The organism is Natrialba sp. PRR66 (assembly GCF_034808065.1).
GTDB lineage: Archaea > Halobacteriota > Halobacteria > Halobacteriales > Natrialbaceae > Natrialba > Natrialba aegyptia.
In genome coordinates, this window is sequence record NZ_JAXHGN010000006.1 from 212,029 (window position 1) to 237,892 (window position 25,864).

Below are 25,864 nucleotides of genomic sequence, written 5' to 3' on the forward strand. Positions count from 1 at the left end.
TATGTACTCGAGCAACAGACAGATTTCGAACAGTTGGTCGTTTACGTCTCAGGCGGCTTTACGAACGGCCACTCATTTCGTGCCGGTAGCCAGCGGGAGAGTTCAACCTCGGAAGCGGCCGAGAGAACCGACGGAACCAGGTCGGAAGTTACTGCCACGCCACGAACCGGCGGCCATACAGCAAAACAGTGCTGCGTATATTTTTACCCAGGTACTATTGTAAACCGAATCGGATTCCTCCAAGACCCGTAGTCCATCGTCACTGGCAGGTCTAGCGCATTCCTCACTCGGGCCTGCGCTGAACTCGTCGTAGTGGAACGAAAGCGAGGACCCCGATCCGCTGGAACGTTGCAGCGTTACCGTGGATCACGAAATTACAACCGCCCCGCTTCTTGTCGCTTCGGAGAACTCGGCGGTCCATGAAGAGACGGTCACTATCCACAGTCGCGATTACGAAGCGTTCAGCGAAGGCTGCCGGATGGTGTATGGATTATTATTTGCAATACTATATCGAAATAATACCCAGAAAAAGCAGTCGGCAAATGAGAGAGACGACCGTATGTCCCGTTATCTGCAGTAGTAAGCACAGTACTAACGATTTTTCAGAGAGGGACTTCATCAATATCGGACAAAGACGGTGTGTTCTGGCAAATATCAAGCAATTTACTGCCGGAGGGGAAGTATCTCATCGGAGAACAACCAATGTATCCAGAAAAGAGTGGAGTTCCCACCAGGACGCATAGATCGGTATCAAACTTCGACATAGTATTGCACGTATTATGAGATACATTTGGACACCACAAGACCGGCACTCCCGTCGCACATCTACCTAACGGCTGTTTCAGCAACGTATCGAATCAAGAGAGTTCAACAGAGCCTAATATATACAACGAACGGGACCGTAGTTCGAGATTGAGATGTCCATGCAGACATCCACACGTCGGAGATTTCTCGCGTTCAGTAGCGTGTCGCTCGCAACCGGACTTTCGGGCTGTAGTTCGTCGCTCTTTCGCGCCGAGGACGATCCATCACAATCCGATCCCTCGACAGAGTCGACCAAATCGGAGACACAACCGCGGGCCGCTGGAAACGATTACACGGCGGTCTACCAAGAGACGATCTCCTCGGTCGTACTGGTTCAGACGAAGACCGGACAGGGAACGGGATTCCAGTACGACGAAGATCACGTCGTCACGAACGCCCACGTCGTTGGAAACGCGGAGACGGCTCAACTCCGGTATTCCAACGGGGAATGGAGCGACGGGAGCGTACGAGGCACAGACCCACACAGCGATCTCGCCGTTATCCGGGCCGAGTCCGTACCAGATTCGGCACGCCCACTGTCATTTATAGCGGACACGCCCGTGGTCGGACAGGAAGTCGTCTCCATCGGAAACCCGTACAACCTCGACGGAACGGTGACGACGGGGATCATCAGCGGCACCGATCGATTGATTCCATCCCCCTCCGGCTACCGAATCCCCGACTCGATTCAGACGGATGCTGCGGTGAACCCGGGCAACAGCGGCGGGCCGTTGATGTCGCTCGATGGAACCGTTCTCGGCGTCGTGAACTCGAAGCAAGGAGACAACATCGCGTTCGGCATCTCTGCCGCACTCACACAGCGCGTCGTCCCCCGGCTTATCGACACGGGAACGTACGACCACGCCTACATGGGTGTCTCACTTGAAAACGTGACGCCGTCGATCGCCGAGGCAAACGGTATGCACGACTCTCGCGGGCAGTTAGTCGTCCAGACGACTCGAGGCGGGCCGGCGGACGGCGTATTGCAACCGAGTTCGATCCGATCCGTCAACGGAACTCGCATCCCCGTCGGCGGCGACGTTATCCTCGAAATCGAGGGAGCAGCGATGGACACATTCGAGGACTTGGCGGAATACCTCGCCCTGGAAACGCGTCCCGAGGATTCGATTCAGGTGACCGTCCTCCGGGACGGAGGCGAACAGACGGTCGACCTAACGCTCGCCGCCCGGCCCGAGCGATCACAGTCACCGCTCAGATGAGCGCTAGCGGAGCCATGAGCACCACCCCAAGCACGATCCCGCCGACGAGTTCAGGTTTGCCGCCGTTCGGGAGTCGGGTGCCGATCGACAGCGCCTCGGGGACGAACTGCGAGAGCACGAGGTAGATCATCGCCCCGGCGGCGAAGCCGAAGCCGACGGCGAGGAACTCGCGGGCGACGCGAACGAAAGCGAAGGCAAGCACGGCTCCGATCGGCTGGGGCAGACTCGAAAAGACCGCCCACCAGACCAGTTTCCAGTTCGGGACGCCCAGCGACGTGAGCGGAATCGAGATGGCCGTTCCTTCGGGCACGTTATGGATGGAGATAGCAACGGTCATGAACACCGCCAACAGCGGGATCGTCACGCCGAGGAACTCGAACCCGCCGGCGAGGCCGAGATCGGCGAACGAAACGCCGATGGCGACGCCCTCGGGAAAGCTGTGGACGGTGAGCACACCCAGGATGAGAACGAGGCGTCTGAAATCCGCCTCTTCGTACTCCCGGGGGTCGATATCGGCGTCGACGATGAACTCGTGAGCGACGACGACGAGCACGACGCCGGCGGCGAGGCCGACGAGGATTTCGACGGGGCTTCCCTCGGCGAGACCCTCATCGACCAGCCCGAACACGGAGGCCGCGAGCATGATTCCCGAGGCGAGCCCCCAGAGGACGACGTTTTGGCGGTCGCTGATCGACTCGAAGAAGAAAAACGGCAGGGCACCGATGCCCGTCGCCAGCGCCGTGATCAGCCCGGCGACGAAGACGAGCGCGAGGTTCTCGAGCAGACCCATTACTCACACTGCTACCGAGTGACCCATATACGTCGGCCCGTCGTGAGCACGGGCCCGCAGTCTCCTCGGCTCGAGGGCCCCTCTGTCTCTCCGTCTCTTTCTCGGGGTCTTCTTTCCCACTCTCTTTCTCGGGGACCGAGTCCCACGATCCTTCGGCGGGCGAGCGAACTGCAGTCCGCTCGGAGAACAGGAGACGTTAGAATCCAAAGTGAAATGGCGTATCGAATTTGCCTTCGAAAGTCTAACCGACGGCGTATTGAGTCTCGAGACCGAACTCGAACTATGCGAACGCTCGACGAAACCGACATCGAGATCCTACAACTCCTCGGCGAGGACGCCAGACGTCCGTTCAGCGATATCGCCGCCGAAGTCGGTCTCTCCGGGCCCGCGGTGTCGGATCGCGTCCAGCGGCTCCAGGAGGCAGGGGTGATCAATCGCTTTACCGTCGACGTCGACCGCTCTCAGTTACAGGCCGGCGTTCCGGTATTCGTCCAGGCGACGGTTACCAGCGGCGATGTCGAGGACTGCAAAGAGCGGGTTGGCGAAGCCGACGCGGTCGAACACGTGTTCGTCACCGCCGACGGTGAACTCTGGTTTTACGCCCGCGCACAGGTTCAAAACGTCCGACGATGGCTCGATGGCCTGTTCGACGGCCACGATGTCGACTATACGGTGACGTTGATCGACGCCGCCGAGTGGCATCCCTCCCACGGCGGAACCGAGTTCGCGCTTACGTGCGCAGAATGCGGCAACACCGTCGACAGCGAGGGGGAATCGACTCGAATCGACGAGCAGGTGTATCACTTCTGTTGTCCGTCCTGTCGAAGCCAGTTCGTCGAGCGCTACGACCGGCTCGAGGAGGGCGTCTAGCTGCTTAGGATTCCAAAGAATCTCTAGGTGTCACCTTTGGATTGCTATCAGAAAAGCGGGTAAGTACGGCACCCGTCTAGTCTGATAATGGACACCCGAACCACGCACCTCGAAATTCAGGGCATGAGCTGTGCGAACTGCTCGCAGGCGATCACCGATGCCCTGGAAGAACTCGACGGGGTCTCGGCGGCGAACATCAACTTCGCCACCGACGACGGAACCGTCGAATACGATCCCGACGCGGTGTCGCTCAAAACGCTATACGACGCGGTCGATGACGCCGGCTACCACGCCGAGCGTGCGACCGCTTCGATCGGGATCTCGGACATGACGTGTGCGAACTGCGCCGCCACGAACGAGGACGCGCTCGAAGCCGTTCCCGGCGTGATCAGCGCGAAGGCGAATTACGCGACCGACGAGGCGCAAGTCGAGTTCAATCCGGCGGACACGTCCAGGGGGTCGTTCTACGATGCGGTCGAGGACGCGGGATACACGCCCGTCCGCGACGACACCGACAACGAGCAATCGGATCAGGAACGCCGCGACGACGCGCGGCAAGCAGAGATACAACGTCAACTCCGATTGACGCTCTTCGGAGCCGTGCTCTCGGCACCGCTGCTCTTTTTCATCGCCGAGAAGTTCCTGCTCGGCGGTGGGGTGCTCCCGGATACCGTATTCGGCATCGAGTTCGGTTGGATCGAGTTCCTGCTCGCGACGCCGGTGCAGATCGTGCTCGGGCGAGAGTTCTACGAGAACTCGTACACGGCGCTCGTGAAGAATCGGCGGGCGAACATGGACGTGCTGATTGCGCTGGGGTCGTCGACGGCGTACGTGTACAGCGTCGTCGTCCTGCTCGGGCTGTTAGCCGGGAGTCTGTACTTCGACACCGCGGCGTTGATCCTGGTGTTCATCACGCTCGGGAACTATCTCGAGGCTCGTTCGAAGGGCCAGGCCAGCGACGCGCTCCGGGCGCTGCTGGAACTGGAGGCCGAGACGGCGACGGTCGTTGACGAGAACGGCGAGGAGTCCGAGGTGCCGCTCGACGCGGTGACGGTCGGCGATCGGATGAAGATCCGTCCGGGCGAGAAGGTTCCGACCGACGGCGTGGTCGTCGACGGGCAGTCGGCGGTCGACGAGTCGATGGTGACCGGCGAGTCGGTCCCCGTCGAGAAGGAACCCGGCGACGAGGTGGTCGGCTCGACGATCAACGAGAACGGGGTGCTCGTCGTGGAGGCGACGAAAGTCGGCGACGAGACGGCGCTCCAGCAGATCGTCCAGACGGTCAAGGAAGCCCAGTCCCGCCAGCCGGACATTCAGAATCTCGCCGACAGGATCTCGGCGTACTTCGTCCCGGCGGTCATCGCAAACGCCCTGTTCTGGGGGTTCGTCTGGTTCCTGTTCCCCGAGACGCTGGCGGGGGTCGTCGACTGGCTCCCGCTGTGGGGCCAGGTCGCCGGCGGACCGGCACCGGCCGGGGGAAGCGTCTCGGTCTTCGAGTTCGCGATCGTCGTGTTCGCATCGTCGGTGCTCATCGCCTGCCCCTGCGCGCTCGGTCTCGCGACGCCCGCGGCGACGATGGTCGGGACAACCATCGGCGCGAAAAACGGTGTCCTGTTCACGGGCGGAGATATCCTCGAACGGACAAAGGACGTCGATACGGTCGTCTTCGACAAGACGGGGACGCTCACCGAGGGTGAGATGGAGTTGACCGATGTCGTCGCGGTAGACGGAGAAAGTCGTTCTGTGGCGGACGGCGGCGAGGCGGCGGTCGACGGCGGTCTCGCGAGTGAGACGAGTGACGTGAGTGAAGCAAGTGAAGCAGGCGAGGCAAGCGAGACGAGCGATCCGAACGACCCGCCGGCGGATCGGGTGACGGGCGAGGACCGACTCACCGAAGACGACGTACTCCGGCTCGCGGCGACGGCCGAACGCGGCAGCGAACACCCGCTCGCCCAGGCGATCGTCGACGGGGCAAAATCGCGCGGGCTCGAACTCGCAGAACCCGACGAGTTCGAAAATGTGCCGGGCCAGGGCGTTCGTGCCACCGTCGGCTCCGACGAGGTGCTTGTCGGCAACCGACGGCTCCTGCGAAACAACGGCATCGACCCCTCGCCGGCCGTCGAGACCATGGAACGACTCGAGAACGAGGGCAAGACCGCGATGCTCGTCGCTCGCGTGCCGGCCGGAACCGGCGATGGCAAACCTGAGAACAACGATGGCAGCGATAACGACAACGACAGCGACGGTGAACTCGTCGGCGTCGTCGCCGATGCCGACACCGTCAAAGACAGTGCGAGGGCGGCAGTCACTGAACTCTCCGAGCGCGAGACCGAGGTGATGATGATCACCGGCGACAACGAGCGGACCGCTCGATCGGTCGCCGAACGGGTCGGGATCAAGCCGGAGAACGTTCGGGCCGAGGTGCTCCCCGAGGACAAGTCCGACGCGGTCGCGGCGATTCAAGCCGACGGCCGGCAGGCGATGATGGTCGGCGACGGGGTCAACGACGCTCCCGCGCTCGCCGTCGCGCACGTCGGGACGGCCATCGGGTCGGGGACCGACGTCGCCATCGAAGCCGCCGACGTGACGCTGATGCGCGACGACCCGCTCGACGTCGTGAAGGCGATTCGCATCTCCGATGCGACGATCCAGAAGATCAAACAGAACCTCGTGTGGGCGCTCGGCTACAACACGACGCTCATTCCGCTGGCCTCGCTCGGGTTGTTGCAACCGGTCCTGGCCGCGGCGGCGATGGCGTTCTCCAGTGTGTCCGTGCTGTCGAACAGCCTGCTGTTCCGGCGGTATACCCCCGATCACGACTACGAACTGTTCGGACGAGTTCGGCGCTGATTCCGAACTCGAGAGTCGAGTTCAGGAGTCGAGTTCAGGAGCCGGGTTCAAGGGCCGAGTGCAGGAGATGAAAATGAAAACCGCGTTAACTCGGGAGGCGATCCGTCTGCTCTAAGAGGACGAGAACGAGGATCGTCGCGCCGAGAAAGAGTGCAGCGCCGCTGAATACCGTATCGTAGGCGTAGCCTCGTTCAAGGAGGATGCCCAGGGCCGACGAGCCAAGCGCCTGCGAGAACATCCAGATCGAACTGAACACGGCGTAGGCGCTCCCTCGCGTCGAGTCCGAGAGCGTATCGAGAAGGTACGTGTCGACGGCCGGGTACAACATGTGGACGACGAAGCCGATGAACGCGGAACTCACGACGAGCGCAGGGAGACTCTCGAGTCGCGTCAACACAAGCAGCGTCGCGGAAAACGTCCCGACGATACCGAGCAGATACGGGACGTGCGGGAGTCGGTCGGCCAGATCACCGCCGAAGTAAAACGCCGGAACGCCAGCGGCGAAGACGATCGTGAGCATTGCCCCCGCCGCTCTATCAGAAAGCCCCTTCGACTGCATGTACAGTTCGTAGAAGTTGAACACGCCCTGCCAGACGAAGACGGCCAGTCCGACGATAGCCAGTGCCGTCACGATGATCCGCCACTCCGAAAGTGCGCCGGCGACGAAATCACGGTCGGCCTGTCCCGCGCTCGGCATCTCGGTCCGACTCGCGACAATCCACGTGTAGACCGTGATCACCGCAGCGCCGACGGCAATGGCCCACAGCGAGAGCCGCCAATCGACGAGGACCGTGAGGGCGACGAACGGCGCAGCGATCACCGCGGCGAGCTGATTGGCGGCCCCATGGATGCCCATCACACGTCCGATGCGCTCCGGATATAACTCGCTCAAAAGCGGATTCGCCGAGACGAAATACACGCCGGAAGCCATCCCCATGAAGAACGCACCGACCATGAGATGCGGAAGCGTCGTCGCCGTCGCCGCGATGGCAGCGGAGACTGCAAGAATCGCACCGGACGCGATGACGACGTAGTGTCGCGGCACCTTCGTGAGAAGCCACCCCGTCGGAAGGCGGAGTGACGCACTGCCGACCCACGCGAGCGTCACGATGAGCCCAGCAGTCGCCTCCCCGATCGGGAACTCGGTGATAAAAACGTCCAGAAGTGGGGCGAAGATGATTCTGGCGAGATTAACGAGAAAGACGAGTCCACAGAGGGAGGCAAAGAGCCGAGAGCGAGCCATGGAGTCTATTTCTAATAGTGATTCTCAAGAGTTCCGAAACCGGAATTTCTAGTCAGTCCGGAAGAACGCTCCAGAGAGAGAGTCAGTATCGGAAGAGACGACACACGATGTGAAAGATGCCTGCGGGAGTGAAGACGGCCGTATCGATCCGCCCCATCGTCAATCACTAACACAGTATCGATGTAATGGCTGTCGCCATCTCGTAGTCAGCAGCAATTTCAACCGCAATCGACGAGTATCGTCAGGTCTCGCCGTATCCCGAGAGACAATCACACTCAAGCCCATCTATCCTGTGCTAGTTCGCTGGGAGAGCCGTTCCCAGGATTCGTCGGTAGCTAGTAGCCAGAGGGGAATACCAATGAATACAGTCGAACACTGGAAACAAGAAAAACACCCGCTCGACATTATCGAGGACGTCAAGGAGTACGCGAACGAGGGTCTCTCGTTCGACGAGATCGAAGACCGCGCCGGCGACGGTGAGTGGGAGCGCCTCAAATGGGCCGGGATGTACAGCCACGGCAAGCAACGCGGCTACTTCATGGTCCGCACGAAGGTTCCCGGCGGAGCGCTGCGACCCGAGCAGGCTGCGGTCGTGGGCAAGGTTGCTGACGAGTACGCCACCGCACCCGAAGAGTTCGGCGGCGCACAGCAGAACGACCTCTGGGGCGACGCGTTCGTGGACATCACCACGCGACAGGACTTCCAGATGCATTGGATAGAACTCGAAGACGTACCCGAAATCTGGGAGAAGTACGATGAAGTCGGATTGACGACGATTCAGGGGTGCGGCGATTCTGCGCGCAACGTTCTGGGATGTCCAGCGGCGGGTCTCGACCACCACGAAGTCTTCGACGCGCAACCGGTTATCGATGCGGTGTCCGAGTTCTTCACCGAAAACCGGGAGTACGCGAACCTCCCGCGGAAATTCAAACTAACGATCACGGGGTGTCGGGAGGACTGCGCCCAATCACAGATCAACGACGTGGGCCTCACCCCCGCCAGAAAAGAAATCGACGGCGAACGCTACTACGGCTTCCACGCTCGCGTCGGCGGCGGGCTCTCGGACGGCCCCCGGATGGCCTCACCTCTCGACGTGTTCGTTCGCCCGGAAGACGCAGTCGAGTTCTGTCGCGCCGTCGCCCAGGTGTTCAAGGAAGTCGGCGATCGGCACAACCGCGGCGTCTGCCGGATGCGCTACCTCGTGGAGGAGATGGGTCCCGAAAACTTCGAGCGGGCAATTCGAGATCGTGCTACCGTTCCCCTCCGGTCGCGCGGCGAGGACCTCACCGAAGGGTACACCGGCGACCACGTCGGTGTCCACAAGCAGCGCGACGACGACCTCCGCTATATCGGATTCAACGTCGTCGGGGGCCGGATGGGGGGCGACGAGTTGGTCGAGGCCGCCCGCGCGGCCAACAAGTACGGCACGGACGACACCACGATTCGGCTGGCGACCGACCAGAACTTCCTCATCACCCACGTTCCCGAAGAGAACGTCGACGACCTGCTCGCCGAACCGTTCGCCGCAGATTACCAGCCCGACCCCGGACCGTTCTCACGCGGCGCGGTGGGCTGCACCGGCAGCGAGTTCTGCAACTACGGCATCATCGAGACGAAAAAGCGCGTCAAGCGGTGGGCACGTGAACTCGACGACCGTATCGACACCCCCGACGACCTCGACGTGGTGCGGATGCACATGTCGGGCTGTTCGGCCTCGTGTGCCCAGCCCCAGATCGCGGATATCGGGTTCCGTGGTGAGACCGTCCAGGTCAATGACGACGAGCACAGCACCAACGAAGAAGGAGACACCATCGTCGAGGGCATGGACGTCGGTCTCGGCGGTTCGCTTGGCATCGACAACGAGTTCGTCGACTGGGTCGAGACCGCCGTCCCAGCCGACGCCGTCATTCCGGCTCTCGAGCGATTATTCGCAGCCTACACCGACGACCGCCACGACGACGAGCGCTTCTACGAGTGGTGTCGACGCGTCGGCAACGACCGGCTTCGGACGGTCATGCAACAGGCTGATGCGAACGTTTCCGGAGGTGTCGCCGCCGATGACTGAGCGAGAGAACGGGAGCGACCGGCCGCTACCGGGAGTCCCCGACGTGAGCGACGATGGCACGAGCGGTCCGCCGGGCAACGGTAACGACCACACGAGTCGGCAGACCGGGCACACCACGAACGAGGCCGATGGCACAGACGGTGATGAACGCTGCACTGACGGACAGTGTACCTGCAGTGCACGCGGGTCGGACGGCACGGCGGGTGATCAGGGGGCTATCGCTGACGGTGGTGCACCGGCGGCGAACGTCGACGAGAACGGCAGCCTCGGTGATATCGAGTTCACTCGGCCCGCCGACGGCGTGAGTCAAGATGTGGAACGCGGGGACGGGAAGTCGCCGGACGAGCGCGTCAACGTTCCCGATGGGGCGGCCGTCGATACACCGGGGTATTCGATCCGTTCGGAGATGAACGACATCGAGACGCCCGACGACAAGACGTGGTTTATGGAACTCGATACGGCAGTCATCGACGAGGGTCGATGCATCCAGTGTGGCACCTGCGTCGCCGCGTGTCCCTCCGATTCCATCGGTATCGGTGACGACGGCCTGCCGGAACTCGTCAAGATGTGCACCGGCTGTTCGCTCTGCTGGGACTTCTGTCCGCGCGGCGGGCTGCGCTACGAGCGCCAGTGGAAGATCACCGGCGGGGAGGACAACGTCTCGGGCGCTGGCGACCCGATCACGGAGTTTTCCGCGCGTGTCGAGGCAAACTGGCGCGAGGGCGCACAGGACGGCGGCGTGGTTTCCTCGCTGCTGATCCACCTGCTCGAAGCCGGCGAAATCGACGGCGCGCTCATCGCCACCGAGAGCGACGAGGAGGCCTGGAAGGCGGAAAGCTTCCTTGCCACCACCCCCGAGGAAGTCATCGACAACGCGGGAAGTTTCTACAACCAGACGATGGCGCTCGGAAACCTGGACCTCGACCAGTGGGAGCACAAGCTCCCGGACAAGGATCACGAGGATCTCTCGCTCGCGCTCGTCGGGACGCCGTGTGAAATCGAGGGTGTGCGCGCGCTCCAAGACTTCGAGTGGGACTACCAGTCCCAGAACGCGGGCGTGCGCGGCGTCGAGTACACGATCGCCTTGATGTGTACGAAGAACTTCAACTATCAGAAACTCATCGGCGAGCAATTAGAAGCGAAACGCGACATCAGCCCCGGCGAAATCGGCAAACTCGACGTGCTCGACGGAAACATGTACGTCTACGACGAGGACGGCGAACAGCTCCTCGCGGAGGACATCGAGAACTTCCACGGGGCCGCGCTGAAGGGGTGCGACGAATGTGCGGACTTCACCGGGTACGCCGCCGATGTGACGGTCGGCTCGGTCGGGAGTTCGGACGAGTATTCGAGCGTCATCGTCCGCACCGAGCAGGGTCTCGACGCGTGGCAGCACGCAGCACCCGATCTCGACTATCACGACCTCGAAGACCGCTCGGCGATCGGCGGACTCCAGTCGTGGGACAAAAAGAAGGCGTTTGAGGCGCTCGAACGACCGTTCGACCCGGACGCGCCGCGTTTCATCGACTACACCGACCACGTCGAGAACTACGGGACTGAACTCAACCCTCACGAAGCCGACCACTGACGCTGCGGAATTTCTTCTCGGCAATTCCGAAAGACCCTCACCGGCTTCGAAATCGAAAGTGGCGTTCTGGGATGGTGAACTCGATTCCGCCGAAGACGGGGATCTCGATGGGAGCGACGAGACAGCCGCCGGTTCACAGAATAATCCGGTTTCCGATGTGCTCACAGTATTCGCCAAGCGGTGGCTCCACGAGCATCCAAAACGGACTCGACTTCTCGTGAAGAGTTCGACGGTCCCGCGAACCGCTCGGAGTCAAGCGTGACACTCGGCCTACCCCGTCTGTAGAGGCGGTACCCAGCAGCGTTCACGACTCGATCTTCTCGACGATTTCGCGGGCCTGTTCTTTGGCTTTCTCCTCGCCAACGGATTTCTTGATTAGAACGCTCGTAACCTCCCAGTCGTCCTCTCCTTCGATTTTCCCGGTTCGTACTTCGCTCCCCTCGGAGACGGACTCTGCCGGATTGTCCGCCCAGTCGGGCGTTCGAATCTCGTCGTATTGATCCGGGTCACGGAATCGGACATGAATGTATTCGTCTTCCGTGTCAACCATCTCGATGTCCGGGACGGAAGCCATATCGGGTCTATCCGAGGTAGATGCCTAAAGGAACGGCCTGAATGCGCCACAGTTGCGAGCGTCGCGTCTTCAGTCTTCAAATCGGTACGCTAGTGGCTCTCCGGCGGGACACTGATTTTCTACCACCCGATCGGGACGCTAGTGGCTCACTCCAGCGGATGCCGAACGAGTTGGCCGTGTTCGACTTTCATACAGTGATCTTGCACGACCGCTAGTCCGGCCGCTTCGGCAGTTTGTGCGGCCGCATCGTTTCGAATACCGAGTTGCATCCAGATCGCTTTCACGTCGTCGCGATCGAGAGCCTGCTCAACGATCTCGGGAACTTCCTCGCTCGGGCGAAATATTTCGACGATATCGATCGTCTCCGTAACGTCAGCGAGCGAATCGTAGGCCTGGGTACCGAAGATCTCGTTCGCAGTTGGATTGACTGGGATTATGTCATAGCCGTGGCGCTGGAGGTACGCCGGCACGATATGGGCTGCTTTCTCGTGCGATGTCGACGCCCCCACGACCGCAACTCGGTCGTAGCCGAGAATTCGACGGAGTTCGTCGTTGTCTTCGGTTGGCATACGCGTCCTACCGGGCGGTAGAAAATCAGTGTATCGCCGGGGAGTCACTTCAAGCAATTCATAGCCCGGGACGATTGCGAGACGAGCCGAGTTCACCGACCCGGGAAATCGCTTCGTTCACCTCGTCAGACTTCGTCAGGCTTGGTGATCTCGTGGGTGCCAGATGGGCCCTGGTCCTCGGGTGAGCGAGCCGGAGCGATCAAGCACACCGTCTTCGACGGGTCGTCGCCGACGACCTCGAATTTGTGCTCGGTGTTTGCCGGTGTGACGATGGTATCACCGGGTGCGGCATTGAACTCGTCATCGCCGACGGTCCAGTGCATCTCGCCGGTACGCACGAAAATCACGTGAGTTTCAGCGTGCGTATGGAGTTCGCTGGCCTTATCTGGATCGTGAGTTCGGGCATCGATCTCGCAGTCCTCGAGTACGATGTGCTCGTCTTCGCCCGCTGTCTCCATGAACGGATGGTACGCTGTGATGTCGGGTGCAGTCATTGGTGATCCTCGGGTGTGCCCGCGTCTCGAATCTCGTCCGGTGTCGGGTTAGTTCTTCCGCCGGTGGTAGAATATATACAACAAGCAGACACTATTTGAGAGGAATATTTGATAGAATCTGAATTCTAGTGAGTGTCGTCCATAATACAGACAAACGAACTCGAAGGACGTGGGTGCGAATCGTGAGGTGGTTTGAGAGAACGAGCGAATCCCGACACTACCAGGGTGTTCGGGCTGCGCCTCCATCCGATAGACTCTCCGGTCGAGAAGTCATCAGAGTGCTTGATTATCAGGTAGTACCTGCTCTCACGTGTAATCTCGAAGTATTCGTTACACACGTGGTCCAATGTCGATGATGAATACCGAAGGCTGCCAGGAGACGGACCTGATCGTTCGAAGCCAATGGGTTATATGACTGACGCCCCCGAACGGAGTCAACTACGAGACCAACAGACGATCGGACGGAGAGATAATGGTTGAAACAGTTAGTATCGATGTTCTTGGACTCTTGCTCGTGCTTACGGTCGCCTGGATCTTCGGCGGGATAGCCGAACGACTCGGCTATCCGACGATGATGGGCGAGTTGTTCGCCGGAATCGTCTTCGGCCCGCCGCTTCTCGGGCTGTTACAACCATCGAACCTTCTGGATGTCCTCGCTGAACTCGGCGTATTTCTCCTGATGGTGTACGTCGGGATGGAGGTCGATCTTCGAGAGTTGTTCAGGCTGGGACCACAATCACTGTTGATCGCGTTTGGGGCGTTCGTGATTCCGTTCGGCTTCGGATACGGCGCAGGCATCTGGCTGGGAGTATCGATCGGAGCAGCACTCTTCCTGGGCCTTGCGATGGCTGCAACCTCGCTCGCAACGAAATCCCGAATTCTCGCCGATCTCGAGCTACTCGATACCCGTATCGCGAACGTCCTCCTCGGCGGCGCACTCGCTTCCGATGTCGGCGTCCTCATCGCCTTTGCCGCCGTCGATAGTTACGTCACGGCAGGCACACTCAACCTGCTGGAAATCGGTGTGATCGTGGCGAAAGCGCTGGGCTTTTTCGTGATTACGATCGTTCTCGGCTATCGGTTCCTCCCGCTCGCCTGGGCGTACATCGAGAACCGTCGCGAACGGTACGGATTCGTCGATAAAACGACCGCCTTCATGTTCGCCCTGCTCGTTTCGCTCCTGTTCGCCCAATTAGCGACGCTCGCGGATCTCCACATGATTATCGGCGGATTCGTCGCCGGCATGTTCCTCCGCCAATCGGACGTCGAGCCGTCGCTGTACGAGCACATACATACGGTCATCTACGATCTCGCAATGGGGTTTTTCGCCCCGGTGTTTTTCGTGATCGTCGGCTTCGACATCACCTTCGACGTCTTCTTCGATTCGTTCGGGATTCTTGTCGTCCTCGTCGCCATCGCATTCCTCGGCAAAATAATCGGTTCGTGGCTCTTTGCACTGCCAACACTGCTCACCTCGCGAGAAGGGCTCGTCGTCGGGTTCGGAATGAACGGCCGCGGAACCGTCGAGATCATCATCGCGTCAGTCGCACTTTCGGCCGGCGTCATCGATTCACAGTTGTTCTCGATCCTGGTCTTCATCGCAATCTTCACGACCGCGCTGGTCCCGATTACCGTCACCTGGGGGGTACGACTGCTCGAGCGCACCGACGAACTCGTCTATGTTGACGCCGAAGAACCGAGTTAGCCGCTATCCCCTCACCTCACCCGAGACGCGTTCGACGAGCACAGGCCCTGAGCGGACGCTGGCGACCCGACCACGGTCGTCACTCCGGACGGAGAAGACGCGCCCGAAGACACTGATCGAACATGGCCCGACCCGCTCTCAACACGTCGTCGTCATCGCTGGTGACGCGCTGTGTCATCGTGCCGACGAACACGATCTGAAAGAGTGCTGCTGTTTCCTGCGGATCGACCTCCTGAAAGACACCCTGTTCGATACCCGACCGAATCGTGTGCGCGACGTGTTTCCGGACGAATTGATCGCTTCGAGTGAAATACTCGCGATAGGCTTCGTCGTGAGCGGCCTGTGTGCGAAGTTCGAGCAGCGCCTGCGTGAAGTGAGGATTCTTTTCGGTACTCCCGAACGCAAACGTGCGGTCGACAATGTCTGCAATGTGTTCGTCAGCACTCCCGTCTCGGTACGCCGGCATCTGTCCCTCGAGTTCAGCCAGCATGAACTCGAGGAAGTCGAGGAGGAGTTCGTCTTTGCTATCGTAGTGGTGGTACAACAGCGATTTACTCTTCGGGAACTCGTTTCCGATCCGTTGGATCGTGAGATCGCTGTAGCCGTGCTTACAGAGGGCGTCGTACGTGGCCTTCATGATGGCCCCGCGAGTGTCGTCGGGTTCGTCAAGGAACGAAGGGAGTTGCGTCATCGGTGGCAGATAGTAGTGGCGCGGTAACCCGACCCATCGCCGGTGCCATCCTGTCGGAACACGACACAATCACCCTCTGAACGAATAGACGATAGAGACCCGCCCCGATAGAGCCGTTCGTTCGGAACACCGGAGTTGTACTGGTTCCGGTTCACTCCTGTAATAGCACCCATTCTAGATAGTGTCTCGTAGCCCTACATATAAATATTGATTGAATAGTCAATCATATACAAAGACGAAACAGCAACTGACCGACATGGTGACCGGTAGTCGGTTGAGACGAAGTGAGAAGATTGATGAGAGTTGATTGAATATTCAGTCAGCAAATGAGCGAGAAACAACGAGTAGCGATCGAGACGAGCAACCCGACGGAGAGCGTCGTGGACGCTGCGTATTCAGCGCAGAGAGCGGCGTCGAACCCGTCACAAATCGCTCTCAGGCACCGTCGGTACGCGATCACACCTCGCCAGCGTGATGGAGAATGATGCTGGCGCAGAACCGACAATGGGGGAGGAGTGAAAGAGCAGACGGAGGCCGATTCGGCAGATGAGCTGGCTCGATCGCTTCGCGGCGATGGTCACAAGCCACAGTCGGGCTGTGATCGCCCTCATGCTCGTGCTCACGGTGGTCACGGGTGCCGGTGCTGGAATGATCGAGCAGTCCTCCTCGCTCGATCAGTTCCAGAGTGACACTGCAGAATCGGAGAAACTGAACTACATCGAGGAGAACTTCTCGACCGGAGCGAACAATACGACGACGGCGCAAGTGATCGTCAAAGGAGAAAACACGCTCACTCAGGAGTCGCTGCTCGAGACGCTCCGACTGCAACAGTCGTTCCGGGAGAACGAGACGATCAACCGGACTCTCGCCGACGAGCAACCCACGGTCGGCGTGGCGAATCTCGTCGCGATCTCGTCTCTCACCGGTGACCAACAGCGCGAACTCGAGGCGACGGCCGCGGAGTTCGAACAGTTAAACGCAACCGTTCAGGAGGAACGCGCTTCGCTGGAACAACGACAGAGCGAGGTGAACGCGACGCAACAGAATCTCCGGGCGGCCCTCGAGACGCTTCGTGCAGACCAATCGGCGTCGCCGCAGGAACAGTTCGAAGCCGTCCGTGCAAACTCGTCGGTTGAACTCGACGAGACGCAGTACGCGACGTTCAACGAGTCGGCACACCTCCTTCGGAGCGCCGACAACGAGTCCCAGATCGAAACGGCGTACCAGCGTGGCACTCAGGGCGTCCTCGCCGACGAATACGAGGATCTCGAACAGCGCAGCGCGGATCTCGAATCACAGGGCGAGCGACTGGCTGAACTCGGTAATCAACTAGAGACCCAACAAGCAGCCCTGGAAAACGCCACCTCGCCCACGCTGCAAGAACAGATCGACGCGGTCGACGCGATGAACGCCACGACCTACGAGCGGACGCTCGAAACCGTCCTGAGCGAGGATTCATCCGAGCAGATGAACGGATTGGCGTTCATGCCGACGAGCTACGACGCGAGTTCCACGAGTGCGAACGCGACGATGCTGTTGGTTACGCACCAGACCGACGGTGGGGAGATGGGTGGCGGTCAAGGCGGGATGGCATCCGACGAACTCGTCGACGCACAACTCGCGATGCAATCCCTGGCGAACGACGGCGTCGACAGTGACACATCGGATGTCATCGTCTTCGGCGGCGGAATCATGGGCGAAGAGATCAACAACTCGATGGGCGATAGCCTCGCGATCGTCGGGCCGCTCGCCCTGCTGTTCGTCGTCGTCGCGCTGATCGTCGCCTACCGCGATCTCCTGGATATCCTCCTCGGGCTAGTCGGCATCGCCGTCGTCCTCATCTGGACGTTCGGCTTCATGGGCTGGACCGGTATCGACTTCAACCAGATGTTCATCGCCGTTCCGGTCCTGCTCATCGGGCTCTCGATAGACTACGCGATCCACATCTTCATGCGCCACCGCGAACAGCGTCAGAACGGTGGTGCGTACGGGGACGACGACGCCCGCGGCTCGATGCGAGTGGCACTGGCCGGCGTCGGCATTGCACTCGTGTTGGTGACCGCGACAACAGCGATCGGCTTCCTCTCGAATCTCACGAGTCCGGTCCCACCGATTCAGGACTTCGGGATCGTGAGCGCGGTCGGTATCACGGCCGCCCTGCTCGTCTTCGGCGTCCTGATTCCGGCACTCAAAGTTGAACTCGACGGCTTCCTCGAAAATCGTGGGTTCGATCGGAAAAAGCGCGCGTTCGGGACGGGTGGCGGCCGGTTTAGCCAGGTCTTATCCACCGGTTCGACGGCAGCACGACGGATACCGATCGTCATCATCCTGGTCGCGGTCCTCGTGAGTGCAGGCGGTGCATACGGCGCGACGCAGGTCGACACCAGCTTCAATCAGGAGGACTTCATCGCGGAGGACCCGCCAGAGTGGACAAACAACCTTCCCGGACCGCTCGAGCCCGGCGAGTACTCGATGAAGGAGAATCTCGAGTTCGTCAACGAGAACTTCGTTCGGGAGGACTCGCAAGCGCAGATCCTCGTTGAGGGGAACATAACCGATCCAGAGACGTTACAGCGGCTCTCGGACGCCGAGAACGAGACTGCAGACAGCGATGTTGCTGCCACTCTCTCGAGTGGTGAGGCCAACATCCAGAGCCCGCTCGGAACGATGCAGCAGGTCGCCGCCGAGAACGAGTCCTTCAACGCGACGTTTGCCGCAGCCGATAGTAACGGCGACGGGATCCCCGACCGGAACATCGAGCAGGTGTACGACGAACTGTTCGAGGTCGCTCCCGACGAAGCGGCCGGCGTCATCCACCAGACCGATGACGGCGACTACGAGGCCGTTCGGATGGTCATCTCGACGAGCGGGACCGCGGCCATGAGCGACGTCACAACCGAGATGCAATCTATCGCAGACGGCATCGACGGGAACGCAAACGGGGTCGAGGCGACGGCAACCGGCCAGACGATCCTGTTCGACATCGTTCAGGGGCAGTTGATGGACACGGTCATCGAGAGCCTGCTGATTACGCTCGTCGCCGTCTTCGCGTTCCTGATGATCGCCTACCGGATCACGGAAGGAAGCGCGACGCTCGGCGCAGTAACGCTGTTGCCGGTCGTCTTCAGCGTCTCGTGGATTCTCGGGACGATGTACCTGCTCGGCATCCCATTCAACGTCATGACGGGGATGATCACGAGCCTCACCGTCGGGCTCGGTGTCGCCTACAGTATCCACATGAGCGAGCGGTACAGCCTCGAACTGAAACGAACCGGCTCCGTCTGGGAAGCGATGTCCCGGACGGTCACCGGAACGGGCGGCGCACTGCTTGGCAGCGCGGCGACGACCGTCGGCGGCTTCGGCGTCCTCGCGTTCGCCATCCTGCCACCGCTACAGCAGTTCGGGATCATCACCGGACTGACGATCATCTACGCGTTCCTCGCGAGCGTGCTCGTGCTCCCGAGCCTGCTCGTCGTCTGGACGCGGTATCTCGGCCCCGACGTTTCATTCGACGCTCCGAGTCGATCAGGCGGTCCCGCCGCCAGCGACGGCGGGCAAGCGATCCAGGACCGTACTGAGGAGTAACCGAACTCGGGTCGTTACGGCGCTTTTTACTCTCAATCCGAGGACGAGTTCACCCAGACAGTTTCGCGCCGTGGCTCTCAGAGATTGTCCGATGGAAGAGTCACAAAACGACAGCGAGTAAAACTACCCCGAGTTCAGAAGCGATCGTCCGACGGATTGTCGGCGTCGGTCCACGTCGAGTCGTCGTCCGCTGCTGTCGACTGCACCTCGCTCCCACACCACGGGCAGAACGCGACATCAGCGTCGAGTTCACGGTAGCAGGACGAACAGCGGGATTCCTGTGCGACGGCGAGTCGGACGTTGTGCCGTTGAGCGATGAGATACGCGTCGATGACGCTTAGAAGGGCGACGACGAGAAGCGGAGCGCCGTCAACGAGGTCGGCTGATGCGGGGTTCGCGAGCGTCGACTCCGGGACGAGGAATGCGCCGACGAGCACCGCGAAAATCGCCCATCCGAGTGCTCGTTTCCAGCGGCGAAGATACAGTTGTCCGAGTCCGGTGATAAGAAGCCCGAGTCCTGCTGCAAGCCACGGTCGCTTGCGGGATGTCGACTGGTCCATATCCTAGCTGAATGGCCAGTCAGTGGTAAATCTTCTCCCCTCTCGGTGCGTGAGACGGATAGCAACGACCGTGATCACGAACAATGCGTCGATCGAGGCATCGTTCTGGAACTGAACTCGTGGTAGAAGCGGATCCGCCAAGTAAGTGTCGTACGGGAACCCACCGACTAACATCCGTCCGCGCCTAAAGGCGCGAGTCCTCGCCTTGCGATTGATAGCTTCGCCATAGATCACTGACCGACGACATCGGCAGTGATCAAGTCACCAATCCAAACGGCCGCCGAATGGGAGGACGATTTCGAGTGACTGGGAATCGGGTAGAAGTTGATAACGGCGGGGTGGGATGTACTATCCGTCGCGCACCGTTGCGCGACAGCGATCCAATCAGCACCCACCGACGCCTCCCGTTGTCGCCTGCGATGGGTTGCCCCCACCCATCGCCTGACCTCCCGCTTTTCACGTCCGATACCGTTTCGCTACGGCTAGTTGCAAAGCGATCGAGACGGAGCGAGTACCGTTCAGACGGACAGCGCTGCTGAACTCGCAACTGGGAGTCGGTTTGGCTCCCCCAACGATACGTACAGATTGTACAGTTATCGCACATACCCGTCGCAGATGGCCTGAGTGGAAGAGAGTGTTTGATACGTAGCACTCAAGAGACTCGCTCTCATAGGCGAGCGCAGTGAGTCAGGACTTTATTGCCCTACTATTTGGCGATCCATTTGCCGTGATGAATACGATCGGCTTGGTTGCGTTCGCACTCGTTGGATCATCAAAGGCGATCCGTGAAGAGTTCGACCTGTTCGGGGTTACCATCGCTGGGCTGGCAATGGCGTTTGCTGGGGGAGCAACACGCGATCTCCTCGTGACACGAGTTCCACTAGCACTCCAGTCACCGATCGAAATCAGTCTGGGGTTACTCGGAGTTGGCTTCGCAATCGCGCTGAGCGTCATTCTGTCGTCGCCAGAAACGCATCCAGTCACCCTTGTTTCGGACGCTATCGGACTCGCTGCATTTACGACGACTGGCGCTATCGTTGCAACTGAAGCGGGTGTTTCAGCGTTCGGTATCGTCGCTATTGCAACGATCAACGCCGTCGGCGGTGGTGCGTTTACAGATATTCTCCTCGATCGATCCCCGTTTATTCTCTTCGAGGATTTCTATGCGAGTTGTGCAGTCCTCGGTGGAAGTGCATACTGGGTAGTGGGAACGGTAGGGGCGGTCGAGAGCACGGCTGCTGTGGTGTGTGCGGTAGTGACCGTTGTGACTCGGTTAGCAGCGGTCGCTTACGACTGGAATCTCCCGACGGTGCAGAATTCAGGACGACTGAGCAATTAGCTCGGGTACAACGAACGGACCAATCCCCGCTCGGACCACCCATTCCTGTGTAACAGCTGTTTCAGACGAAATCGTACCTGAAGATCAGGATCGGGCGTGTCTGCTGTGGGATTTGGAGAGTGGGTGGTGGCCGTGATTAGTACTGCTCTCCTCGAGCGACATTCGAGTTCGGCGGTAAAAAGCTACTTCAGATCGCTCGTCGTTCCGAACGACGGACGATGAAACGGATTCTGGGAAATGAAAACCGGCCCTCCGCGCACGTCGTCACGAACTCGGTGAGTTCGACGAGTACCACAACCGGTGAGAAAACATGAGCGGCGTTGATCCCGATCGAGCACAGTTACGGCGCGCCAGAGAGCAGTTAGAAGGGTGGAAATACGATGCACGGGACGCAGCGTTCTCCGAGTTCTTCGAAAGATCAGACCCGGCACTGACCACCGAGGACCTCCAACTCCTCGACGAGATCGATTCTGATCTCACACGGCGGGACGGATCCGGTCTGTGGGGGGCTGACGAGTACGGAATCATTGCGGAAGGACCGCTCGACGCCGACACACCACTGGTCGTGTGTACATACCATCCAGAGATACCCGATCAGGAGTATCGAGGAGCAGCGGGTCTCGACGAGGCGACCCGAGAGAACTTCAACGAGGTGCTCTGGGAGTACTGTGAACGCGTTGCCGGTCACATCCAATCGGAACTCGAGGCATTTCTCGAGTCCACTCGATCGGACTGATCACTGCGCGGCTTTACTGCACACCCACGCCGTCGCAAGCCCCTACGGATAATATTTCTGCTCATACAAACGGAACTCGATATTGAATATGATATACAATAGTAGCCAGCCAGAGATGGTCCTCAACATCACAGTCTTCGGATAAGAAGTCACTAATCCAGCCGCCGGGTTTCTGCATCACTTAACCGAGAAACACGAGTTCTCCCGAAAGACTAGTTCTCGTCGATCTCTGTTGAGCCCAATTTCGTCTCCCGATTATGTTGAGCGAGCAGTTCGACTATCTCGACCGGAATCCGATCGAAAAGTGATTTTCTACCTCGACGGATCGAGGTAACCGTTTCCAGAACTCGTGAGTTGGCAGTCGAGAAAGCAGTGAAGATATCTTGGATAGGTTGAGCACTACTATAACACACAGGCTCTATACTTATCACTGAAAACGTAGATTCTAGCGACGGTGCTAAACTAGACAGTGCTGGGAACGATAACCAACGATTTATCGACTATCTGCTGCCGGTAATTGAAGTAACACCGTATTTTTATCCGTTTTAGCTTCCGTTCTAGATAGTAGCGGTGTTACTCGAGTGCTGCTACCGTCTGTGTCCGATAATTTACATTCGTACTATTGTAACTCCCTTCGCCGATCCTGAATGAGGGTTTGACCGTACAAACGGTCTTTTGTTGTCATTATTCTCCTGTTCCGGTGACCAAGATACCGTTGTATCGTTTTTCTAGCGAGCGGCGCAAGTACATCGTTCGCATGGCCGTAAAGCAAACCCCAGGTACCGGCAAAGCGCTGTCAGGCTCCAGTCAAAAATACGGATAGTGATCCACCTGGACACCTGCTGAGTACGATTACTCGAAGGCCTCACGGAGTGCTTTACCGGCCCGTTCTTGCACATCAGCACCTGCTTCGATTGCGGGAAACGGATCCGCAAGCTGGCTCATATTGGCAAAGTCGTGGATCATATCTTCATAGTGGGTATGCTCGACAGAGACGCCTGCATCGGCGAGCGCCCTCCCATACGCGAACTGTTCTGTTCGGAGCGGATCGTAGCCGCTGGAGTACATAGTTACCGGAGGGAGTTCAGCGAGAACTCGCTCGGGAGCGCGTAATGGGGAGGCTCGAAGGTTTGCACCGTCGATATCGTTGCGGAGATAATGGTTCCAGAACCAGACCATTCCTCGGGTCGTCAAGAAGTAATTCTCTGCATTTATCTCGTACGATTCGGTGTCAAAGGAATGGTCGGTGACGGGGTAGAACAGCACCTGGTGGTCGATCTCCGGGACACCGAGTTCCTTCTCGACGGCCATCTGTGCGACTACCGTTGCGAGGGTGGCGCCCGCACTCTCACCGGCGACAGCCAACCCTGCACCCGCACCGAGCTCTGCGGCGTTGTCGGCAGTCCATTTGGTCGCCACGTAGGCGTCTTCCACGGCCCCTGGGAAGGGGTGTTCCGGCCCTTTTCGGTAGTCAACGGAGACGACGACGCACTGACCGTGATTTGCCACTGAACGAGCGACTTTGTCGTGGGTATCGATAGTACCGACGACCCACCCGCCGCCGTGGAAGTAGACGACTGCCGGGAGTGTTTGATCAGGGTCTGGATCGTAGATTCGTACGCGGATGTCACGCGCGTACGCCGGGATTTTGCGGTCATCTACCGAAGCCACCGGTTCAGGTTCGACATCCGGAGTAAACAGGTCGCCAAGGAGCGTTCGGGCTTGTTCGGGCGACAATTGCGTAAGATCGGGGGCACCCTCATCCTCCAGCGTATTTAACAGTGCTTGTGCATCCGAGTCGAGTTCTTCAGCGCGGAGTTCGCTGGACTCGATTTCCGACTGTGTGTGATCGATCTGCATCATAGTTCTCTCACTATCTTGTGACTTACTGTCGTCCAACCGTCTAGTCCGCCATCTAGCGTCGGCTGGCGACCTCGTCAGGTCACCCGTCTTCACCGGTATAAATGATAGTTGTTATTGTTTCAGGGAAACGGGCAAACGTACCCCAACAATTCCAGGTAAACACGAGATATACTCCACAGGCGGACGATAATTTGCAATGTCAAAGGTTTTTCCGGTATTCCAAATATCGATTTAGGCTCTCGTTCAAAACCGGGTAGAGAGAAGGGAGACAACTGTATCGCGTTAATACGGAGTGATGAACGATCACGAAATGGATCAGCAACTGAAGAGACCATGAAGCTACGTCGGGATTGTGCACCCCGAAATCGCCGGTCAAAGGAATTGAATACCCCCGTCGGATGCGGTCTCCGTAGCTGTATGGTGGCAGTCAGCGGCTGAATGCGGGTGAAACAATTCCCAACCCCAGAAATACACACCGGTCTCCGCTGAAGAGGAGTTTGACGCCGTTCCCGTACTTGTGGCTGAGTTCAGAACTCGTGGCGTGAGTGCTGCTTTGAGCCGGCGTCCTGAGTCGCGTAGAACGGTAAACGGGTTCTACCGACGGCACTGAGAGGACAGTACCGATATCCGGAGTGTTCCGACGTGAGATCACCACACGCTCCGTAGGCGAGTTCAGCAATAGCGTCGATGGGATCAGGAATTCGTCTCTCGGTCGCGCAGATCAGTCTCGTCTTCGACGTGTGCTCTTCGTCGTTAGAACGATCAAATCAAGATACCATCGGCACTCATTCGGAGGGGGTTTCACTTGTATCGGCATCATCGCGACGCTGTGTTGCGGTGAGGCGTTCTATCAGACGGGTTCCAAACACCCATTCTAGCCAGGAGAGTTCACGGCGTTGCTGACCTCGGTCGGGGAAGTGCCGGATTTCGGTCATACTGTAGTTCACAAGGGCGACAAACACGACACCACCGACGGTATTGCCGAGAGTAACTGGGACAAAAAATTGAGTGAAAACGGTGAGAAGCCCCGCTTCGCCGGCAAACACCAGGAACAGTACTTCGCAGGCTCCGACGACACAGTGAAATAGTTCCGTGGCAGGGACCGTAAACATGATCAAGTACACGATGAAGAATCGCGAGAGTGAATCTCGCGCAGCGTGGACGAGCCAGACCATCGTTGCGACAAGTCCACCGGCGAATGCGCCTTTATAGAAGAGCCCCGACCACGAGACGCTCAACGCATGCTCGCCGAATTGCTGTGCCGTCTCGGCGGTTTCCGGAGTAAAGACATTTGTCGTAGCGAGGAGGTAGGCGACGATTCCCGCGCCGATGACGTTCGCAGCAAGAACGATCCCCCAGAGACGAAGGAGTTGCGGAAGGCTTGCAAATCGCGTCAGGACGAGTGTTACTGGCGTTAGTGTATTTTCGGTGAATAGCTGGTAGTTTCCGAGGACGATAATTATGAACCCGATCGGATAAAGAAGATTCCCGACCCCGGTTGGGTCGTCCGGATAGGCTGTCGTCATGGCTGCTCGTGCGAGGAACGTCCCCCCGACGCTGATGCCAGCGGCGAGGCCACTGAAAAACAGGAGTTGTTTGCTTCGGTCGATATCCTCGTATGCAGTTGCCGTGACCCGCTGAAAAATTTCGTCCGCAGAAAAACGATCACGCACTGCCTCGCCCGCTGCAGGCGCGCCCTGGCGGGATCTGTCGATCGTCTCTCGAAGCTCGCGGTTCTCCCGTTGCATCGATTGTTCGATATCGATGAGATTGCCTGCGCTGGCGATAGTGGCGAGTAACGAGTCGAGAGTGAGCGGCCCGTCGTAGCGCTCACCGTTAATGAAAAAGGTTGGAACACCGTTCACGCCGCTTCTCACGCCGCTCTGAATGTCGTTCTGGATCCGCCGTTCGTGCGTCCCGGTATCTAATTCGTCCGTGAATCGGTCGATATCGAGGGCGAGTTGTTCAGCATACCCGAGAAGATCCTCTCGAGTAAGCGCGTCTTGGTGTTGGTAGAGGAGATCGTGCATCTCCCAAAAGTGGCCCTGTGCGCCCGCGGCCTCGGCGGCTTCCGCTGCCTGTTGTGCGCGCGGATGCTGTTGCGTTAATGGAAAGTTCCGAAACACGAGTTGCAGCCGGGTGCCGATCCGGTTTTGGATCCGTCGGATGGCCGGGTAAATATCTCCGCAATACGGGCATTCAAAATCGCTGTATTGGACGAGCGTCACGGCGGCCCCATCGGAGCCTCGAATGTGATCGCGTCCGCTAACCGGCATCTCTAGGGTTTGTCTCTCAGTGTCACTCATAGTATTTTACAG

18 protein-coding genes are annotated in these 25,864 nt (G+C 59.2%); 9 read left to right on the forward strand and 9 right to left on the reverse strand.

Translation table 11 applies throughout. The annotated features are described in order from the left end of the window. Positions 1 to 923: 923 nt before the first annotated feature. A complete protein-coding gene (locus SM755_RS20125) occupies positions 924 to 2,024 on the forward strand; it encodes a trypsin-like peptidase domain-containing protein (protein ID WP_323174229.1) in 1,101 nt (366 codons plus the stop codon). On the opposite strand, the gene SM755_RS20130 is transcribed toward SM755_RS20125, so the two are convergent. Beyond that, positions 2,017 to 2,814: a ZIP family metal transporter gene (locus SM755_RS20130; protein ID WP_323174230.1), complete on the reverse strand. Its 798-nt coding sequence runs from the start codon at positions 2,812 to 2,814 to the stop codon at positions 2,017 to 2,019. The two genes, SM755_RS20125 and SM755_RS20130, sit on opposite strands and share 8 nt — an antisense overlap. A 282-nt stretch (positions 2,815 to 3,096) precedes the next feature. On the opposite strand from SM755_RS20130, the gene SM755_RS20135 reads away from it, so the two are divergent. Then, positions 3,097 to 3,684, forward strand: coding sequence for an AsnC family transcriptional regulator (locus tag SM755_RS20135; protein ID WP_323174231.1), 588 nt, complete (start codon positions 3,097 to 3,099; stop codon positions 3,682 to 3,684). An 87-nt stretch (positions 3,685 to 3,771) separates the two neighbouring features. Then, positions 3,772 to 6,534: a copper-translocating P-type ATPase gene (locus SM755_RS20140; RefSeq protein WP_323174232.1), complete on the forward strand. Its 2,763-nt coding sequence runs from the start codon at positions 3,772 to 3,774 to the stop codon at positions 6,532 to 6,534. An 85-nt stretch (positions 6,535 to 6,619) separates the two neighbouring features. Here the strand turns inward: SM755_RS20140 and SM755_RS20145 are convergent, their stop codons facing one another. Further along, positions 6,620 to 7,777, reverse strand: a complete 1,158-nt coding sequence (locus SM755_RS20145; RefSeq protein ID WP_323174233.1) for an MFS transporter — start codon at positions 7,775 to 7,777, stop codon at positions 6,620 to 6,622. 358 nt (positions 7,778 to 8,135) lie between these two features. Here SM755_RS20145 and SM755_RS20150 point away from each other — a divergent pair, with 358 nt between their 5' ends. Both SM755_RS20150 and SM755_RS20155 read left to right on the forward strand, forming a co-directional pair. Next, complete coding sequence (locus SM755_RS20150; RefSeq protein WP_323174234.1) at positions 8,136 to 9,842, forward strand: ferredoxin--nitrite reductase; 1,707 nt, start codon at positions 8,136 to 8,138, stop codon at positions 9,840 to 9,842. Further along, the gene (locus SM755_RS20155) at positions 9,835 to 11,430 is read left to right on the forward strand and encodes a Coenzyme F420 hydrogenase/dehydrogenase, beta subunit C-terminal domain (RefSeq protein ID WP_323174235.1); all 1,596 of its coding nucleotides are present in this window, start codon (positions 9,835 to 9,837) and stop codon (positions 11,428 to 11,430) included. Before SM755_RS20150 ends, SM755_RS20155 begins: the two co-directional genes overlap by 8 nt. A 304-nt stretch (positions 11,431 to 11,734) precedes the next feature. On the opposite strand, the gene SM755_RS20160 is transcribed toward SM755_RS20155, so the two are convergent. The 3 genes from SM755_RS20160 to SM755_RS20170 form a co-directional block, all read right to left on the reverse strand. Next, positions 11,735 to 12,004, reverse strand: a complete 270-nt coding sequence (locus SM755_RS20160; protein ID WP_323174236.1) for a hypothetical protein — start codon at positions 12,002 to 12,004, stop codon at positions 11,735 to 11,737. Between the two features lie 146 nt (positions 12,005 to 12,150). Further along, positions 12,151 to 12,573 (reverse strand): CoA-binding protein, encoded by a 423-nt coding sequence (locus SM755_RS20165; protein ID WP_323174237.1) that lies wholly within the window; start codon positions 12,571 to 12,573, stop codon positions 12,151 to 12,153. Between the two features lie 125 nt (positions 12,574 to 12,698). Beyond that, positions 12,699 to 13,067, reverse strand: a complete 369-nt coding sequence (locus SM755_RS20170; protein WP_323174238.1) for a cupin domain-containing protein — start codon at positions 13,065 to 13,067, stop codon at positions 12,699 to 12,701. Positions 13,068 to 13,539: 472 nt separating this feature from the next. On the opposite strand from SM755_RS20170, the gene SM755_RS20175 reads away from it, so the two are divergent. Then, entirely contained in the window at positions 13,540 to 14,772 is a 1,233-nt protein-coding gene (locus SM755_RS20175; RefSeq protein WP_323174239.1) for a cation:proton antiporter, read from the forward strand. A gap of 79 nt (positions 14,773 to 14,851) precedes the next feature. Here SM755_RS20175 and SM755_RS20180 read toward each other — a convergent pair whose 3' ends face one another. Then, positions 14,852 to 15,463: a TetR/AcrR family transcriptional regulator gene (locus SM755_RS20180; RefSeq protein ID WP_323174240.1), complete on the reverse strand. Its 612-nt coding sequence runs from the start codon at positions 15,461 to 15,463 to the stop codon at positions 14,852 to 14,854. A gap of 546 nt (positions 15,464 to 16,009) precedes the next feature. Between SM755_RS20180 and SM755_RS20185 the strand changes: the two genes are divergently transcribed. After that, a complete protein-coding gene (locus SM755_RS20185; RefSeq protein WP_323174241.1) occupies positions 16,010 to 19,048 on the forward strand; it encodes an MMPL family transporter in 3,039 nt (1,012 codons plus the stop codon). Between the two features lie 134 nt (positions 19,049 to 19,182). On the opposite strand, the gene SM755_RS20190 is transcribed toward SM755_RS20185, so the two are convergent. Next, positions 19,183 to 19,608 (reverse strand): zinc ribbon domain-containing protein, encoded by a 426-nt coding sequence (locus SM755_RS20190; protein WP_323174242.1) that lies wholly within the window; start codon positions 19,606 to 19,608, stop codon positions 19,183 to 19,185. A 682-nt stretch (positions 19,609 to 20,290) separates the two neighbouring features. On the opposite strand from SM755_RS20190, the gene SM755_RS20195 reads away from it, so the two are divergent. Both SM755_RS20195 and SM755_RS20200 read left to right on the forward strand, forming a co-directional pair. Next, a complete protein-coding gene (locus SM755_RS20195; RefSeq protein ID WP_323174243.1) occupies positions 20,291 to 20,947 on the forward strand; it encodes a TRIC cation channel family protein in 657 nt (218 codons plus the stop codon). 310 nt (positions 20,948 to 21,257) lie between these two features. Continuing rightward, entirely contained in the window at positions 21,258 to 21,683 is a 426-nt protein-coding gene (locus SM755_RS20200) for a hypothetical protein (protein ID WP_323174244.1), read from the forward strand. 852 nt (positions 21,684 to 22,535) lie between these two features. Here the strand turns inward: SM755_RS20200 and SM755_RS20205 are convergent. Together SM755_RS20205 and SM755_RS20210 are read right to left on the reverse strand one after the other, a co-directional pair. Then, on the reverse strand, positions 22,536 to 23,546 hold the full coding sequence (locus SM755_RS20205; RefSeq protein WP_323174245.1) for an alpha/beta hydrolase: 1,011 nt from the start codon (positions 23,544 to 23,546) through the stop codon (positions 22,536 to 22,538). A gap of 785 nt (positions 23,547 to 24,331) precedes the next feature. Beyond that, positions 24,332 to 25,852, reverse strand: a complete 1,521-nt coding sequence (locus SM755_RS20210) for a formate/nitrite transporter family protein (protein ID WP_323174246.1) — start codon at positions 25,850 to 25,852, stop codon at positions 24,332 to 24,334. Positions 25,853 to 25,864 lie beyond the last annotated feature (12 nt).

What these genes read in the sequence shown, in the direction of transcription:
- SM755_RS20140 (WP_323174232.1), top strand. Translation starts at nt 3,772, where the DNA reads ATGGACACCCGAACCACGCACCTCGAAATTCAGGGCATGAGCTGTGCG.
- SM755_RS20205 (WP_323174245.1), bottom strand. Translation starts at nt 23,546, where the DNA reads ATGATGCAGATCGATCACACACAGTCGGAAATCGAGTCCAGCGAACTC.
- SM755_RS20180 (WP_323174240.1), bottom strand. Translation starts at nt 15,463, where the DNA reads ATGACGCAACTCCCTTCGTTCCTTGACGAACCCGACGACACTCGCGGG.
- SM755_RS20125 (WP_323174229.1), top strand. Translation starts at nt 924, where the DNA reads ATGCAGACATCCACACGTCGGAGATTTCTCGCGTTCAGTAGCGTGTCG.
- SM755_RS20150 (WP_323174234.1), top strand. Translation starts at nt 8,136, where the DNA reads ATGAATACAGTCGAACACTGGAAACAAGAAAAACACCCGCTCGACATT.
- SM755_RS20170 (WP_323174238.1), bottom strand. Translation starts at nt 13,067, where the DNA reads ATGACTGCACCCGACATCACAGCGTACCATCCGTTCATGGAGACAGCG.
- SM755_RS20135 (WP_323174231.1), top strand. Translation starts at nt 3,097, where the DNA reads ATGCGAACGCTCGACGAAACCGACATCGAGATCCTACAACTCCTCGGC.
- SM755_RS20185 (WP_323174241.1), top strand. Translation starts at nt 16,010, where the DNA reads ATGAGCTGGCTCGATCGCTTCGCGGCGATGGTCACAAGCCACAGTCGG.
- SM755_RS20175 (WP_323174239.1), top strand. Translation starts at nt 13,540, where the DNA reads ATGGTTGAAACAGTTAGTATCGATGTTCTTGGACTCTTGCTCGTGCTT.
- SM755_RS20165 (WP_323174237.1), bottom strand. Translation starts at nt 12,573, where the DNA reads ATGCCAACCGAAGACAACGACGAACTCCGTCGAATTCTCGGCTACGAC.
- SM755_RS20160 (WP_323174236.1), bottom strand. Translation starts at nt 12,004, where the DNA reads ATGGCTTCCGTCCCGGACATCGAGATGGTTGACACGGAAGACGAATAC.
- SM755_RS20210 (WP_323174246.1), bottom strand. Translation starts at nt 25,852, where the DNA reads ATGAGTGACACTGAGAGACAAACCCTAGAGATGCCGGTTAGCGGACGC.
- SM755_RS20145 (WP_323174233.1), bottom strand. Translation starts at nt 7,777, where the DNA reads ATGGCTCGCTCTCGGCTCTTTGCCTCCCTCTGTGGACTCGTCTTTCTC.
- SM755_RS20130 (WP_323174230.1), bottom strand. Translation starts at nt 2,814, where the DNA reads ATGGGTCTGCTCGAGAACCTCGCGCTCGTCTTCGTCGCCGGGCTGATC.
- SM755_RS20200 (WP_323174244.1), top strand. Translation starts at nt 21,258, where the DNA reads ATGAGCGGCGTTGATCCCGATCGAGCACAGTTACGGCGCGCCAGAGAG.
- SM755_RS20190 (WP_323174242.1), bottom strand. Translation starts at nt 19,608, where the DNA reads ATGGACCAGTCGACATCCCGCAAGCGACCGTGGCTTGCAGCAGGACTC.
- SM755_RS20155 (WP_323174235.1), top strand. Translation starts at nt 9,835, where the DNA reads ATGACTGAGCGAGAGAACGGGAGCGACCGGCCGCTACCGGGAGTCCCC.